We start from the raw sequence: 15,064 nt of genomic DNA, 5'->3' as shown, positions 1-15,064 counted from the left end.
CCGAGGGTGGCCGGTCCCTCCCAGGAGAGTCGATGAGCGAGCAGAGCAGCACCGCCGGCCGGGGTCGGCGCCGGCTGTCCCGACGGCGGGCGATCACCCTCGCCGGGGTCGGCGTCGCCGGGGTCGCCGGGGTGGCCGCCGGAGCGGGCGCGCTGACCCGCGACGGTGACCGGGCCGCCGCGTACGACGGGGCCGCCGGGGCGGTGCCGTTCCACGGTGAGCACCAGGCCGGGATCACCACCCCGGCCCAGGACCGGCTGCACTTCGTCGCCTTCGACGTGATCACCAAGGACCGGGACCGGTTGGTCGCGATGCTCCAGGAGTGGACGGCCGCCGCCGCCCGGATGACCGGCGGGAAGGACGCCGGGGTGATCGGCGCCGTCGGCGGCATGCCGGAGGCGCCGCCGGACGACACCGGTGAGGCGCTGGGCCTACCCCCGTCGCAGCTGACCCTGACCGTCGGCTTCGGTGCGACGCTGTTCCGCGACGCGCAGGGCGGGGACCGGTTCGGCATCGCCGCCCGCCGGCCCGCCGCGCTGGCCGACCTGCCGCACTTCGCCGGGGACGCGTTGCGCCCGGAGATCTCCGGTGGTGACCTGTGCGTGCAGGCCTGCGCCAACGACCCGCAGGTGGCGGTGCACGCCATCCGCAACCTGGCCCGGATCGGGATGGGCGTGGTCAGCGTCCGCTGGTCGCAGCTCGGCTTCGGGCGTACCTCGTCGACGTCGCGGGACCAGGCGACCCCGCGTAACCTCTTCGGCTTCAAGGACGGCACCGCCAACCTGAAGGCCGAGGACGCCGGGCTGCTGCGCGAGCAGCTCTGGGCCCACCCGGACGACGGTACGGACTGGATGGCCGGCGGGTCCTACCTGGTCACTCGCAAGATCCGGATGCAGATCGAGACCTGGGACCGCAGTTCGCTCGTCGAGCAGGAACAGATCGTCGGCCGGACCAAGGGCAGCGGCGCTCCGCTGGGCCGTCGGGACGAGTTCGACGAGCCGGACTTCGCCGCGAAGGGCGACGACGGCCAGCCGGTGATCGCCGTCGACTCGCACGTGCGGCTCGCCCATCCCACCCTGAACAACGGTGCCCGGTTGCTGCGCCGCGGCTACAACTACGTCGACGGGTCGGACGGGCTGGGCCGGCTCGACGCCGGGCTGTTCTTCATGGCCTACCAGCGGGACCCGCGCCGGCAGTTCGTGCCGATCCAGACCCAGCTCGCTCGCAACGACTCGATGAACGAGTACCTGCGGCACGTCTCCAGCGGCCTGTTCGCCTGCCCGCCCGGGGTGCGCGACGCCGCCGACTGGTGGGGCCGCGCCCTGTTCAGCTGAGCACCGATCCGGTCAGGCCGGCCGGTCCGGCGATGCCGCCCGGAGCGCCGGCCCGACCGGGCGTACCCCGGCGGTGGCCGGTTGACCGGTGGTGGTCGGCGGCCCGAGGGTGGTCGGTTGACCGGTGGTGGTCGGCGGACCGGCGGGGGCGGGGCTGGCCGGGGCCGGATTCGGGTCGGACCAGATGGTGGCGGTGAGTGCCCGGTTGCGGTGCAGCCGCAGCGCACCCCGCCTGTTGCGTTCCGCCAGCACCGCCGCCAACAGCAACGACTCCGGTACGCCGGGCGGCGGCGTCGGGGTGGTCACCGCCGCCACCTCGCCCCACAACCCCCGGGCCAACCGGCTCCGGTACGGCTCGACGATCTGCTCGCCCCGGGTCAGGTACTGCCGTACCGCCAGGGCCAGCGCGTCGTCGAGCCTGGTCAGGTCCAGGGTGGCCGCCCATCCGGCCAACGGTGGGATGATCCGTGGGGCCGGTCGCCAGGTCTGCGTGGTCCGGGTGTGCACCACCATGGTGCCGGCCACCAGGTCGCCCAGCCGTCGGCCGCGCGGGTCGGTCAGCATCACCGTGGCCCCGGCCACCCAGCTCAGCAGCGGCAGCACCAGCCCCGGCCACTCCACCGCCGCCCCCACCAGCGCCCGGGTCAACGACTGCCGCAACTCCACCGGACCGCCGTCGGCGCTGACCACCCGCAGCCCCACCGCGAGCTTGCCGGGCGTACGGCCGTGGTTGAGGCGTTCCCAGGCGACCGGGTAACCGACGACCACCAGCACCAGGCCGAGCGTCTCCAGTGCTCCGGTGAGTGCGCGGTCCACCACCGGTTCGGGGAGCAGGATCAGCACCAGCGGGGTCAGCGTGAGGGCCAGCAGGACCGCGCAGAGCAGTTGACCGGCGATGTCGATCAGCAGCGCCAGCACCCGGGAACCGAGTCGTGCCGCCCGGACGTCCAGCTCGACGGCCTCGCCGCTGACCAGCCCGGCGTCCGCCCCTCGATCGGCCGGGCCGACGGCTGCTCCGAGGTCTGCCCAACTGCCCGCCGGGCCGACGCCGGCCGGCACCGGTGGTTGCGCGCTCACCCGGACAGTGAACACTATGGGCGCGGGACGGGGGAGGACCAGTGGATCTCGACGCGTACGTCGCCGAGCACGGCCACGAGTGGCGACGGCTGGAGCTGTACTGCGACCGTCGCCGGCTCGACGTCGACGAGATCGACGAGATGATCGTCCTCTACCAGCGCACCGCCACCCACCTGTCGGCGCTGCGCAGCCGGGCACCCGATCCGGCCCTGGTCGGCCGGCTCTCCCAGCTGGTGCTGCGGGCCCGCGCCCGGATCACCGGCCGCCGCCGGCCGTCCTGGGCCGCCCTCGGGCGGTTCGTCACCGTCGGGTTCCCCGGCGCGGTCTACCGGGCCTGGCCGTGGTGGTGTGCGGTGGCCACCGGGTTCAGCCTGCTCAGCGGCTTCCTCATCTGGTACGTCGCGGCCAACCCCGGCACCGCCGCCGCGTTCATCGGCCAGGAGGCCGCCGCCGACCTTGTCGACTCCGGCTTCGCCGGCTACTACACCGAGTTCTCGGCACCGACGTTCGCCTTCCACCTGTGGACCCACAACGCCTGGATCGCCGCCCAGTGCCTGGCGTCGGGGGTGCTCGTGGTGCCGGTGCTCTACCTGCTGTGGCAGAACGCGCTGAACGTCGGCGTGGTGGGCGGGGTGATGGTCTCCTACGGCCGGGCCGACGTCTTCTTCGGACTGATCACCCCGCACGGGCTGTTGGAGCTGACCGGGGTCTTCGTCGCGGCCGGGGTGGGGTTGCAGACCGCCTGGGCCTGGATCTCACCGCCGGATCACCTGGGCCGGGGCCGGGCGGTCGCCGAGGCGGGCCGCTCGGCGATCCTGGTCGCGGTGGGCCTGGTGGGGCTCTTCGCGATCTCCGCACTGCTGGAGGCGTTCGTCACCCCGTCACCGGTGCCGGTGGCGCTGCGGGTCGGCGTGGGCGCGGCGGTGTGGCTGGGCTTCCTGGCGTACGTGGTGCTGCTCGGTCGCCGGGCGGTCGCCGCCGGACGCGTACCGGCCGAGCGGGCCGACCCGTGGCTGGCCGAACTCTGGCCCTCCACCGATCCCGCCCGCGCCTGGTACCCCACCCACCGCCCGCGCTGACCTCCCCACTGTCGGAGGGTGGGATCCCACTGTCAGAGCTGGCCGAGGGCCTTGAGGCGGAGGTAGGTGTCGGCCAGGGCGGGGGCGAGCCGGGCCGCCGGGGCGTCCACCACTGTCACGCCGTACCTGCCGAGGGCGGTGCGGACCTGGTTCCGTTCGGCGAGCGCCCGCCAGCCGGCCGCGGCGGCATAGGCGTCCTCGGGGCGTACCGGCGGGGCGGTGGTCAGCGTGGTGAGCACCGGGTCGTGCACGGCCGCCACGATCACCCGGTGCCGGGCGGCCAGCCGGGGCAGCACCGGCAGCAGACCCTCGGCGAGCGCGCCCGCCTCCAGGGCGGTGAAGAGCACCACCAGGCTGCGTCGCCGGTGCCGGCGCAGGATCTCCGCGACGATCAGCTCGAAGTCGGTCTCGACGAGCGCCGGGTGCAGCGGCGCGAGCGCGTGCACCAGCCGGTGGAGCAGGGCCGGCTGGCCGCTGCCGGTGACCGTGGCGCGGATCCCGGCGTCGGCGGCGAGCAGGTCGACCCGGTCGCCGGCCCGGGAGGCCAGCGCGGTCAGCAGCAGCGCCGCGTCGATGGCGGTGTCCAGCCGGGGCTCGTCGCCGACGCGTACCGCCGAGGTGCGGCCGGTGTCCAGCACGCAGACCAACCGGCGGTCGCGCTCCGGCCGCCAGGTGCGGACCAGCACGTCCGAGCGGCGGGCGCTGGCCCGCCAGTCGATCGACCGGACGTCGTCGCCGACCACGTACTCGCGCAGGGTGTCGAACTCGGTGCCCTGGCCCCGCCCCCGGGTGACCTGGGTGCCGTCGATGACCCGCAGCCGGGACAGTTTCTCCGGCAGGTGCCGCCGGGAGTCGAACCGGGGCAGCACCCGCAGCGTCCAGCCGGGGGCGACCGGCCGACCGGCCCGCTGCCGGAAGGCCAACCCGAGCGGCCCGAGCGAGCGCACCGTCACCGTCACCGCCGGCCGGTCGCCGCGCCGGGTGGGGGTGAGCCGGCTGGGCAGCACCAGCACCCCGCCGGGTCCGACCCGCGACACCCGACCCGGCGGTACGTCCGGACGGGCCCCGGCGGACGGCACCCACCCGTCGCGCACCTGGGCGCGCAGCGTACGGCCGGAGGTGTTGGACAGGCGCAGGGTGACGGTCGCGCGGTGGCCCAGCCGGACCGCCCGGTCACCTTCGCGGTCGACGGTGATCCCGTGCAGCGGGGCGGCGAGCGCCCAGTCCACGGCGGTCAGCAGCAGCACCGCGCCGGTCATCACGGCCACCCCGCCCAACGGGTCCGGCCAGAACGCCAGGGTGGGCACGCCCGCCAGCAGCAGGACGGCCGCCCGCCAGGTCATCGCGGGGTCGGCACGGTGGACAGCACCGTGTCCAGCACCGCGTCGACCCCGACCCCCTCCAACTCCACCTCGGGGCGCAGCCGCAGCCGGTGCCGCAGCGTGGGGCGGGCGGTGGCCTTCACGTCGTCGGGGGTGACGTGGTCGCGGCCGGCGAGCCAGGCCCACGCCTTCGCCGTGCTCAGCAGCCCGGTCGCGCCCCGGGGCGAGGCACCCAGCTCCAGCGCCGGGGTGGCCCGGGTGGCCCGGCACAGGTCCACGATGTAGCCGAGCACCGCCTCGGCCACGTGCACCCGGCCGACCGCCTCCCGGGCGGCGGCCAGGTCGGCGGCCCCGGCCACCGGTCGTACGCCGGCCGCGCCGAGGTCCCGCGGGTCGAACCCGGCGTGGTGGGCGCGCAGCACGCCCAATTCCTCGTCCCGGTTGGGCAGTGGCACGGTCAACTTGAGTAGGAACCGGTCGAGCTGCGCCTCGGGCAGGGGGTAGGTGCCCTCGTACTCGACGGGGTTCTGGGTGGCGGCCACGATGAACGGGTCCGGCAGCGGCCTGCGGGCCCCCTCGACCGACACCTGACGTTCCTCCATCACCTCCAGCAGCGCCGACTGGGTCTTCGGCGGGGTCCGGTTGATCTCGTCGGCGAGCAGCAGGTTGGTGAAGACCGGCCCCTCCCGGAAGGTGAACGCGGCGGTGCGCGGGTCGAAGATCAGCGAACCGGTGACGTCGCCGGGCATCAGGTCGGGGGTGAACTGGACCCGCTTGGAGTCCAGGTCGAGGGCGGTGGCGACGGTGCGGACCAGCAGCGTCTTGGCCACCCCCGGCACCCCCTCCAGCAGGACGTGCCCCCGGCAGAGCAGCGCGATGACCAGGCCGGTGACCACGGCGTCCTGGCCGACGACCGCCTTGGCCACCTCGGTGCGCAGCCGGTGCAGGGCGGCCCGGGCGTCGTCCGGGCCGGCTGTGGGCTCGACGGCGGTGGCGGGTCGGGTCACCTGTGGTCTCCTTCGGTCGGGCGGCCGGGGGCTGCCGCCACGGTACGGGTCAGCCGGTCCAGCGACCGGGCCAGCTCCAGCAGTTCGGCGTCGGTCTCCGGGGCCCGGCCGTAGAGCAGTTCGCGGATCTGCTCCGGGGTGCCGCCGACCCGCTCGGCCACCCGGGCGGCCAGCTCCCCGGGCCCGGTGGCGGCGGGCAGACCGAGCCGGCCACGCAGCCGGTCCAGCGCGGCGGTACGCAGGGTCGCGGCGGCCGGACCCCGGGCACGCGCCCGCTGGTAGAGCCGGGCCCGGCCGAGGACGGTCTCGGCGGCGCGGACCTCGACCGGCAGCGGCTCGGTCACCGGCGGGCCGAGTCGGCGGGCCCGCCAGAGCACGACCAGCAGGGTGACCAGGGCGAGCTGCACCAGCAACGCCCAGAACCAGGGCGGGAAGGCGTCCAGCAGCGGATGGTCGGCCGGTGGTGGAGGACCGGCCTGGTCCGGAGGGTCGCCCGACCCGTCGTCGCCGGAGGAGGGACGGGGGCCACCCGGTCGACCCTCGCCCTCACCGGTGCCGCCGCCGTCGTACTCGGTGGAGCCGCCGGGGGTGGGCGACCAGGCGGGTTCTCCGCTGCCGTCGGTACGGCCGAACGACGGTGCCGGTGCCGGACCGTCCAGGTCCAGCCAGACCACCCGGTCGTGGACGCCGAGCAGGCCGGTGCCGAGCGCCCGGTTGCCCCGTTCGGCGATCCGGTCGTTGCGGAACGGGTCGCTGGCGCCGATCACCACCGTCTCGGCCCGGCCGGGCAGCCGGACCAGGCCGGCGGAGTAGCAGCGGTCCAGGGCGACCGGCATGCCGGGTGCGGCGGCGTACCGCTGGAGCTGGGCGGCGGCGACCCCGGCCCGGGTCGTCTCGGGCAGCGGGCAGGGCCGGCCGTCGGTCTCCGGTCCGACCGCCCGGGTGGCCCACCGACGGTCGGTCGGCACCAGCGGCAGGCCGGCCGATTCCAGTACCCGCCGGGAGGGGTCGACGAGGACCAGCCGCCGCCCGGCCGGCAGTTCGCCGAGCGCACCGAGGGTGTCCGGATGCAGCAGTTCCGGTGCCGGGACGAAGAGGGTGGACGCGGTGCTGTCGAGGGCGAGCAGCGCGGGCAGCAGGTCGGTCTCCCGCTGGACGGTGACGCCCCGGGCGCGCAGCGCGTCGGCCAGGCGGCTGCCACCGTCGTCGTCGGTGGCGACCGGGGAGAGGAAACCGGGATCGGTCGGGTCGGGCTGGTCCAGGGCGTGCGCACCGATGGTGCCGGCGATCAGTGCGGCGGCCAGCGCCAACGGAACGAGCACCCGGTGCCGGCGTCGCCGCCGCCGGGCCGGTGCCGGCGGACCGGCCTGCGGGCGTACACCGGTCGGCGGTGCGACAGGTGGTGGGCTGCCGGTCGGCGGTGCGACAGGTGGGCCGCCGGTCGGCGGTGTGGCGGGACGGGTCACGGCAGATCCCGGGGCGCGGCTGGGGCGGTGGACCGGGTCACCGGGTGCCGTCGCGCGGTGGTGGGTCGGGTCACGTGGCGCTCCCGTCCGGCGGTGGGGTGGCGAGCGCCCGGTCCAGGTCGTCGGCGAGTTCCCGCATCCGGTGGTCGTGTCCGGCGGCGGCCGGGCGTTGGGCGTACCACAGCTCGGTGAAGATCGCCCCGGCGGCGCGCAGCGGCGGGGCGACCTGGGGGCGGGCGCGGGCCGCCGCGTCGGTCAACTCGGTGACCGTCATCCCCGGGCGGGGGGCCACCGCGCCGACGGCGACCAGCCGGCGGACCATGTCGCGCAGCCGCTCCCGGACGGCCTCGGCGTACCGGCCCTCGGCGGCCAGCCGGTCGGCCAGGGACCGCCCGGGGCCGACGGGGGTGGTGTCGTCACCGGTGCGGGGGCGGGGCAGCCCGGCAGCGGCCGTGCCGTCGGCCGGCCGGTGCGCCCGGCATCGTCGCCGCCACCGGGGCAACCGGAGCCGGGGGAACCGGAGCCGGAACCGGGGCAGTCGGCGCGGCACCCAGGCCGGGAAGTGGTACCAGGCGAGCGCGGTCAGCCCGGCGGCCAGCACCAGCAGCAGCGCCGCCAGCGGCAGCGGCAGCACGTCGCCGAGCGCGGCGACGGACTCCGTCCACCACCGGCTCACCGGTCGGCCGCCGGCAGGCCGGCCGCGAGGACCCGGGCGGGGGTACGGGCCAGCTGGATGTCCAGCCCTTCGGTGCGCATCCGGGTGTCCAGGTGGAGCACCGCGTCCAGGCAGGCCAGAGCGGGGTAGGCGACGCTGTTCACCGCCGCCCAGGCGACCATCGTGGCGGCGACCCGGACGGTCGGGTCGGCCAGGTCGACCAGGTGCAGCGACTGGACGCCGAAGAAGAGGCCGAGGGCCAGGCCGACCCGCAGCACCCACCAGCCGAGGTATCCGAGCACCCGGACGGCGGCGGCCCGGCCCCGGGTCGCGACGCGGGCCGCGCGGACCACCACCGACACCCCGGGCGTCCGGTCCAGCACCACCGCCGCGGCGACCGAGCCGAGCAGGCCGTAGCCGACCAGCCAGGCCGGGCCGAGCAGCGCCGTGACCAGCATCAGCAGGCCGACCACCGGGGCGAGCAGCAGGGTGACGCCCCAGCGGGCCCCGGCCGGGCGGAGCAGTTCGCCCACGCCGGCCCGGCGACCCAGCAGCGCCACGCCGGCCGCCCGCGCGGCCGGGTTGCCCAGCAGCAGGACGATCACCGCCTCGCTGGCCGCGCCCACCGCGAGCAGTTGCCACCAGAGCGGGAACGACCCGCTGTCGTTCCACCACACCGGGGGTACGGCGTCGGCGAGCCGGCGCAGCGGGTACAGCAGTAGTTGCTCACCGGTGGCGAGCAGGACGCCCGCCGGGACCAGCACCCGCCCCTGGGAGCGCAGCAGCAGCACGGCGGAGTCGAGCAGTTCACCGACGGTGAGCGGACGCCTGGGGAGCACGGCGGTCGGGCCGACGTCGGGCACGCGTACTCCTGCGGATGGTGGCTGGCGGGCGGCGACCTGCCCGGGGATCATGGTGACACGGCCCGACGGGCCGGGTGGACCCGCCGTGCGGCCCATCGATGCGGCCATCGGGGGAGATATCGCGCGTGGGACGTGCGGTGACACCTCTTCCGGCAGTACCGTGCCATCCAGACTCCGATCCCACCAACTGAACGGGGATGGAAACATAAACCCCATGAGAGCCCGGGTACTGGTGGTCGACGACGACCCCGCGCTCGCCGAGATGCTCGGCATCGTCCTGCGCAGTGAGGGCTTCCTGCCCTCGTTCGTCGCCGACGGGGAACGGGCGTTGGCCGCGTTCCGGGACAGTCGCCCCGATATCGTGCTACTAGACCTGATGCTGCCTGGAATGAGCGGTATCGACGTGGCGCGGGCCATCCGGGGCGAGTCGGGCGTGCCGATCGTCATGCTGACCGCCAAGAGCGACACCGTCGACGTGGTGCTCGGCCTGGAGTCCGGTGCCGACGACTACGTGGTCAAGCCGTTCAAGCCCAAGGAACTGGTGGCCCGGATGCGGGCCCGGTTGCGTCGGGGCGAGGACGTGGCACCGGAGATGCTGACCATCGGGCCGCCCGGCAACCAGATCACCATCGACGTGCCGGCCCACACCGTCAGCCGGGACGGCGAGGAGGTGAAACTGACGCCGCTGGAGTTCGACCTGCTTGTCGCGCTCGCCCGCAAGCCGCGTCAGGTCTTCACCCGGGAGGTCCTGTTGGAGCAGGTCTGGGGCTATCGGCACGCGGCGGACACCCGCCTGGTCAACGTGCACGTCCAGCGGCTCCGCGCCAAGATCGAGCCGGATCCGGAGCGGCCGGAAATCATCCTGACCGTGCGGGGCGTGGGCTACAAGGCGGGTACCGGATAGCCTGGTCTACACAGTGACCAGCGCACCGAACCCCACCCCCGAGCACACCGCCGGCTGGCGTCCTGCCGCGCGGGCGCTGCACCGTGTGCTGGTGGGCCGCTGCCTGCGGGTGACCGCCGGCCTGCGGCAGACCTGGCGGCGGTCGTTGCAGGTCCGGGTGGTGACCATCACGTTGGTGGTGTCCAGTCTGCTGGTCGGCGGCTTCGCCTACCTGATCGCTGACAAGATCACCAGCATCCTGCTCGACAACGCCGAGACCGACGTGCTGCTGCGGCTGCGCAACGGCAGCGACTACTCGGCCAAGCAGTTCACCCTCTACAGCCAGCCGCAGGAGGCGCAGCTCCAGGACACCATCGAGGGCACCGTCAACTACCTGGCCGGGGGCGATCCTCAGCAGACCAGCGGGGTGGTGGTGGCGATCACCGCCGACAACTACGTCGGCATCATCGAGACCCGTACCTCACCGGCGACGGACGTCCGGCCGCTGGTCAGCCGGGAGCTGCGGGCCGCCGTCGCCGACGGCAAGGTGGCCCACCAGATCCGCACCGGCCGGCTCAACGGCGAGCGGACGAAGTACCTGGTCTACGGTTCCCCGGTGCCGACCAGCTTCGGCCAGCTGGAGCTCTACTATCTCGTCCCGCTCAACCGGCAGGACGCCACCGCCGCCGACGCGCGGTCCACCGTGCTGGCCACCGGGGTGGCCCTGGTGCTGCTGCTCGGCCTGCTCGCCGCCCTGGTCACCCGGCTGGTGGTGACCCCGGTCCGGGTGGCCGCGCGGACCGCCCAGCGGCTCTCCGCCGGCCTGCTCGACCAACGGATGGTGGTCAACGGCGAGGACGACCTCGCCCTGCTCGCCGCCTCCTTCAACCAGATGGCGACCAACCTGCAACGGCAGATCCTGCGCCTGGAGGAGATGTCCCGGCTGCAGCGCCGGTTCACCTCCGACGTGTCGCACGAGCTGCGTACCCCGCTGACCACCGTCCGGATGGCCGCCGACCTGATCTTCGCCGAGCGCGACGAGTTCGACCCGGCGGTGGCGCGTAGCGCCGAGTTGCTCCAGGCGGAGCTGGACCGGTTCGAGGAGCTGCTCACCGACCTGCTGGAGATCAGCCGCTTCGACGCCGGCTTCGCCATGCTCGACTCCGAGCCGACCGACCTGGTGCCGGTGGTGCACCGGGTCGCCGACCGCCTCGCCGGGCTGGCCGAACGGGTCGGCGTCACCATCGAACTGGCCGTGCCGACGACCCCGGTGATCGCCGAGGTGGATCCGCGCCGGGTCGAGCGGGTGCTGCGCAACCTGGTCGGCAACGCCGTCGAGCACGGCGAGGCGAAACCGGTGGTGATCACCCTGGGCGTCGACCAGACCACCGTCGCGGTCACTGTGCGTGACCACGGGGTCGGGCTCAAGCCGGGCGAGGAGAAGCTGGTCTTCAACCGGTTCTGGCGGGCCGACCCGTCCCGGGCCCGGCAGACCGGCGGGACCGGGCTCGGCCTGTCGATCAGCCTGGAGGACGCCCGCCTGCACGGCGGCTGGCTGGAGGCGTGGGGCGCACCCGGGCAGGGCGCGCAGTTCCGGCTCACCCTGCCGGTCCGCTCCGGGGACCGACTCACCACCTCACCGCTGCGGCTGGTGCCGGCCGACGCCACCCTGCCCTTCGGCGGCCCCCGCGACGGCGACCTGCTGGCCATCGGCCCCGGCGGCGACGGCGTCCTGGCCATCGGCCCGGGGCCGACCGCCACCGATGACCGGGCGGAGGTCGGGTCGTGAACGGCCGTCGCGCGGGCGGACGTCGGGTCGTGGACCGCCGCCGCGCGGCTGGAGGCCCGGTCGTGGACCGCCGTCGCGCGCTGGCCGGGCTGCTCTGCGCCGTGCTGCTGGCGCTCGTCCCGGCCGGCTGCGGCATCCCCGACCACACCGACGTGCAGGTGGACGGCTCGGGACCGGCCGTCTCGGCGGGCGCGTCCAGCTTCGGTCGTAGTGAGCCACCCACCCGCGCGGCAAGCGGTAGCGACCGGGAGAAATTCGTCGAGAACTTCCTGGCCGCCGCAGCCGGCGAGCCGGAGCGGGCGTACGCGCGGGTCAAACAGTTCATCGCCCGGGAGGACCGCGACCGGCTGGCCGAGAAGCAGGGCAGCGAGGTCGTGATCAACGTGGTCCGGCCGACCGAGAAGCCGGTGATCACCCAGAACGCCAGTGGACTGCTCACCGTCCGGGTGCCGGTGCAGCAGGTGGGGGTGCTGCGGTCCAACGGGGTGCTCGGCCCGCCGGTGGCGACCGACACGGAGTACCGGTTCTCGCTGCGCGGATCCGCCGAGCCGGGCCGGGAGGACGCGGAGGACGCCGGGTACTACGTCACCGATCCACCCAGCGTCCTGCTGCTGAACACGGTGGCCTTGCTGACGTACTACCAGAGCCGGAACGTCTACTTCTGGAACTCCGACTCCACCCGGCTGGTGGCCGACCAGCGTTACCTGCCCCGTGCCGTGCCGGCCGAGCGGTTGGTCAGCGAGGCGGTCAAGTGGCTGATCGCCGGGCCGTCGGACTGGCTCCGGCAGGGGGTGAGCGGCCTGCCGGACCGGACCGCCCTGATCAACAACGCGGTGAAGACCGACGGCCGATGGGAGGTCAACCTCGACCTGCCCGGGGACGACCGCCGCAAGCTGGAGAAGCTCGGCATCCAGCTGGCCTGGACGCTGTCCGATCTGAACGGGCCGCTTCAGCTCACCACCCGTAACCAGTCCCGGGTGACCATCGACGATCTGGCCGCCCACCGCGCCGACAACCCGGTATACCCCCTCACCGAGGGGCCGCAGCGGTTCACCGTCTACGAGAGGGCGATCCGGCCGCTCGCCTCCGAGGGCGAGGCTGTCGGCGCCGTCCCGATCCGCACGGAGGACAACCACGACATCGTCTCGGCCGCCCTGCGGCGGGCCGACGGGAAGATCCTCGCCGCCCTGGTGGGCACCGCCCCCGGCGGACGGCAGCGGCTGGTGGCCGGGTCGGGTGCCGCACCGGTGCAGGCGATGACCGTGGGGACGCAGACGTTCACGGCGATCGGGCGGCCGGTCTGGCTACGCCCGCTCGCGGCGGCCCAGCCCTACGGGCTGGTGGTGGCCGACGGGCGGCTCTACCGGTTCGACGACCGGGCCCGGATGCTCCCGGTCGCGGTGGGCGCCGCGGGGCCGGTGAGCGCGGTCGCCGCCTCGCTGGACGGGCACCGGATCGCACTGATCGTCGGTGGTCGGCTCTACCTCAGCGCGGCGGGCCTCGACGGCGGGGTGGTCTCGCTCGGGCCGGTGCGGCAGGTCGCCACCACGCTGACCGAGCTGTCGGCGGTGGACTGGGCGCAGGAGAACACCCTGGCCGTGACCGGATCGACCGACCGTTCCGGGGTGTACGAGTTGGGCGTGGACGGGGTGCAGCAGTCGGGGCTGGTCACCGATGTCGGTGCCCGGGTCACCCACCTGTCGGTGTACCCGGCCAACCCCACGTACGTGCTGCCCACGGGCATGATGATGTACGAGGCCAACGGCGTCGCCTACCGCTACCGGTCACCGTCGGTCGAGACGATCCGGGCCGAGCAGGTGCTGGACGTGCCGCCCCCGCCCGCCGGTGGTCGGGCGGGCAGCCCGACCGCGCCGTTCTTCCTGTTCTGAGCCGGTCGTGCGGGACGTCGGCGGACTCTGGGCGGACCTGACCGATCTGGTCTTCCCGACCGGGTGCGCGGGTTGCGGTCGGCGGGACGCGACCCTGCGGCAGGGGTGCTGCCCGGACTGCGTACACCGGCTCGCCGCACTGCGTCCGGCTCCGGCCCGCCCCACCCCTGCCCCGCCCGACCTGCCGCCCTGCCACGCCCTCGGTCCGTACGCGGGCCCGCTGCGGGAGGCGCTGCTGGCGTACAAGGAACGGGGTCGGCACGGGCTGGCCCGGCCGCTGGGTGGGTTGCTGGCGGAGGTGGTGGCGGCATCGGTGGGTGCGGCCCGGCCGGTGCTGCTGGTGCCGGTGCCGGACCGGGCGGCGGCGGCCCGGGCGCGCTACGGCGACCACCTGACCCGGTTGGCCCGGCATGCGGCGGCCAGGTTGCGGCGGGCCGGCTGGGACGTACGGACGGCGGTGCCGGTGCGGGCCCTACCCCGGCCGGACTCGGTGGAGCTGGACCGGGCGGGACGGGCCGAGGCGGCGGCGTCGGCGTTCCGGCTGCGACCGGGGTGGGCCGGTCGGGGCGCGGGCGGCCGGACCGTGGTGGTGCTGGACGACATCCTGACCACCGGGGCGACCCTGGCGGCGATGAGTCGTACCTTGCGCGCGGCGGGAATGACGCCATACGGCGCGGCCGTGTTGGGTGCAACGCAAAAGCGGCGGCATTGGTGACGCTTCGTGTTTCCGTTTCACCCCATGGTGTTGGTTGCTGTTAATTCTCTGAGGGTTTCCCACAACCGGGGGTGACTGTCGGGCGAACAGGAGTTAGCGTTTTCGTGTCGGGGTAGGAAGGGTTTCCCACCCGCCCCCGACGGTGGAAGGAGGCGTAGCCGTACCTGACCGGTCGACGCTCCCAGGGGCCCTCCCGAGGGTGCTCGACCGGATTCGTAGATCAGCCGACCATCCGGAAAAGGGAGGTCACGTGGACATCGTGGTCAAGGGTCGAAACGTCGAAGTGCCGGACCATTACCGGGTACACGTAGCGGAGAAACTCGCGAAGATCGAGCGCTACGATCACAAGCTCATCCGGGTCGATGTGGAGTTGTTCCACGAACGCAATCCCCGGCAGTCCGACACCTGCCAGCGAGTGGAGATCACCTGTGTCTCCCGGGGGCCGGTGATCAGGGCCGAGGCCTGCACCAACGACTTCTACAGCGCGCTGGACGCGGCCATCGCCAAGCTGGACACCCGACTGCGCCGGGCGGCCGACCGCCGCCGCGTACACCGGGGCCGGCACGCGCCGATCTCCGTCGCCGCCGCCACCGCCGGTCTGCCGGTGGCCGGCCTGGACGACGTCGCCGTCGCCGCCACCGGCACGGCCACCGCGACCGCCGTCGAGGAGCGCCCGGAGGAGCACGACGACCAGCCCTGGCACATCGCCCGGGCCAAGGTGCACCCCGCCGACCCGATGACGGTCGACGACGCCCTGTTCCAGATGGAGCTCGTCGGCCACGACTTCTACCTGTTCCACGACAAGGAGTCCGGCCGCCCCAGCGTCGTCTACCGCCGCCACGCCTACGACTACGGCATCATCTCCCTCGACACCTGACCCTCCCGCCCTCCGCCCCCCGCCCCCCGCCCCTCCCGCGCCGGCCACACCCGCGCCCCCGCCGTGTTGATCAAGAGGTTTGCGTCAATTCGATCTTCAAGAATGACG

Annotated in this window: 13 protein-coding genes; 7 read left to right on the top strand and 6 right to left on the bottom strand. The window is 74.3% G+C overall.

The features are described 5' to 3' along the window. Nucleotides 1-32: 32 nt before the first annotated feature. The gene (gene efeB, locus OHQ87_RS19640; RefSeq protein ID WP_328339880.1) at nucleotides 33-1,334 is read left to right on the top strand and encodes an iron uptake transporter deferrochelatase/peroxidase subunit; all 1,302 of its coding nucleotides are present in this window, start codon (nucleotides 33-35) and stop codon (nucleotides 1,332-1,334) included. A 12-nt stretch (nucleotides 1,335-1,346) separates the two neighbouring features. Here the strand turns inward: efeB and OHQ87_RS19635 are convergent, their stop codons facing one another. Beyond that, the gene (locus tag OHQ87_RS19635; protein ID WP_328339878.1) at nucleotides 1,347-2,411 is read right to left on the bottom strand and encodes an RDD family protein; all 1,065 of its coding nucleotides are present in this window, start codon (nucleotides 2,409-2,411) and stop codon (nucleotides 1,347-1,349) included. 41 nt (nucleotides 2,412-2,452) lie between these two features. Here OHQ87_RS19635 and OHQ87_RS19630 point away from each other — a divergent pair, with 41 nt between their 5' ends. After that, nucleotides 2,453-3,490 (top strand): stage II sporulation protein M, encoded by a 1,038-nt coding sequence (locus tag OHQ87_RS19630; RefSeq protein WP_328339876.1) that lies wholly within the window; start codon nucleotides 2,453-2,455, stop codon nucleotides 3,488-3,490. Nucleotides 3,491-3,522: 32 nt separating this feature from the next. Here the strand turns inward: OHQ87_RS19630 and OHQ87_RS19625 are convergent, their stop codons facing one another. The 5 genes from OHQ87_RS19625 to OHQ87_RS19605 form a co-directional block, all read right to left on the bottom strand. Next, complete coding sequence (locus OHQ87_RS19625; RefSeq protein WP_328339874.1) at nucleotides 3,523-4,833, bottom strand: DUF58 domain-containing protein; 1,311 nt, start codon at nucleotides 4,831-4,833, stop codon at nucleotides 3,523-3,525. After that, nucleotides 4,830-5,819 (bottom strand): AAA family ATPase, encoded by a 990-nt coding sequence (locus tag OHQ87_RS19620; RefSeq protein WP_328339872.1) that lies wholly within the window; start codon nucleotides 5,817-5,819, stop codon nucleotides 4,830-4,832. The genes OHQ87_RS19625 and OHQ87_RS19620 overlap by 4 nt, the downstream gene beginning before the upstream one ends. Next, a complete protein-coding gene (locus OHQ87_RS19615; protein WP_328339870.1) occupies nucleotides 5,816-7,285 on the bottom strand; it encodes a DUF4350 domain-containing protein in 1,470 nt (489 codons plus the stop codon). The genes OHQ87_RS19620 and OHQ87_RS19615 overlap by 4 nt, the downstream gene beginning before the upstream one ends. Nucleotides 7,286-7,355: 70 nt before the next feature. After that, complete coding sequence (locus OHQ87_RS19610; RefSeq protein WP_328339868.1) at nucleotides 7,356-7,961, bottom strand: DUF4129 domain-containing protein; 606 nt, start codon at nucleotides 7,959-7,961, stop codon at nucleotides 7,356-7,358. Continuing rightward, nucleotides 7,958-8,803, bottom strand: a complete 846-nt coding sequence (locus OHQ87_RS19605; protein WP_328339866.1) for a hypothetical protein — start codon at nucleotides 8,801-8,803, stop codon at nucleotides 7,958-7,960. Before OHQ87_RS19605 ends, OHQ87_RS19610 begins: the two co-directional genes overlap by 4 nt. A gap of 214 nt (nucleotides 8,804-9,017) precedes the next feature. Between OHQ87_RS19605 and mtrA the strand changes: the two genes are divergently transcribed. The 5 genes from mtrA to hpf all read left to right on the top strand — a co-directional run bounded on the left by mtrA (nucleotide 9,018) and on the right by hpf (nucleotide 14,956). Further along, a complete protein-coding gene (mtrA, locus tag OHQ87_RS19600) occupies nucleotides 9,018-9,707 on the top strand; it encodes an MtrAB system response regulator MtrA (RefSeq protein WP_067306208.1) in 690 nt (229 codons plus the stop codon). A gap of 13 nt (nucleotides 9,708-9,720) precedes the next feature. After that, nucleotides 9,721-11,475 (top strand): MtrAB system histidine kinase MtrB, encoded by a 1,755-nt coding sequence (mtrB, locus tag OHQ87_RS19595; RefSeq protein ID WP_442930552.1) that lies wholly within the window; start codon nucleotides 9,721-9,723, stop codon nucleotides 11,473-11,475. 62 nt (nucleotides 11,476-11,537) lie between these two features. After that, nucleotides 11,538-13,364 carry an LpqB family beta-propeller domain-containing protein gene (locus tag OHQ87_RS19590; RefSeq protein WP_328339862.1) on the top strand — a complete coding sequence of 609 codons (1,827 nt, stop codon included), beginning with the start codon at nucleotides 11,538-11,540 and terminating at the stop codon, nucleotides 13,362-13,364. Nucleotides 13,365-13,371: 7 nt separating this feature from the next. Further along, a complete protein-coding gene (locus OHQ87_RS19585; protein WP_328339860.1) occupies nucleotides 13,372-14,079 on the top strand; it encodes a ComF family protein in 708 nt (235 codons plus the stop codon). 250 nt (nucleotides 14,080-14,329) lie between these two features. Further along, complete coding sequence (gene hpf, locus OHQ87_RS19580) at nucleotides 14,330-14,956, top strand: ribosome hibernation-promoting factor, HPF/YfiA family (protein WP_328339858.1); 627 nt, start codon at nucleotides 14,330-14,332, stop codon at nucleotides 14,954-14,956. Nucleotides 14,957-15,064 lie beyond the last annotated feature (108 nt).

Source organism: Micromonospora sp. NBC_00421, assembly GCF_036017915.1.
GTDB lineage: Bacteria > Actinomycetota > Actinomycetes > Mycobacteriales > Micromonosporaceae > Micromonospora.
The sequence above is the reverse complement of the archived record's forward strand: the minus strand, read 5'-3'. Positions and strand labels throughout refer to the sequence as shown.

Bases quoted from the DNA above. Each gene is read 5' to 3' on its own strand.
- efeB (WP_328339880.1), top strand. From the start codon at position 33: ATGAGCGAGCAGAGCAGCACCGCCGGCCGGGGTCGGCGCCGGCTGTCC.
- OHQ87_RS19625 (WP_328339874.1), bottom strand. From the start codon at position 4,833: ATGACCTGGCGGGCGGCCGTCCTGCTGCTGGCGGGCGTGCCCACCCTG.
- mtrA (WP_067306208.1), top strand. From the start codon at position 9,018: ATGAGAGCCCGGGTACTGGTGGTCGACGACGACCCCGCGCTCGCCGAG.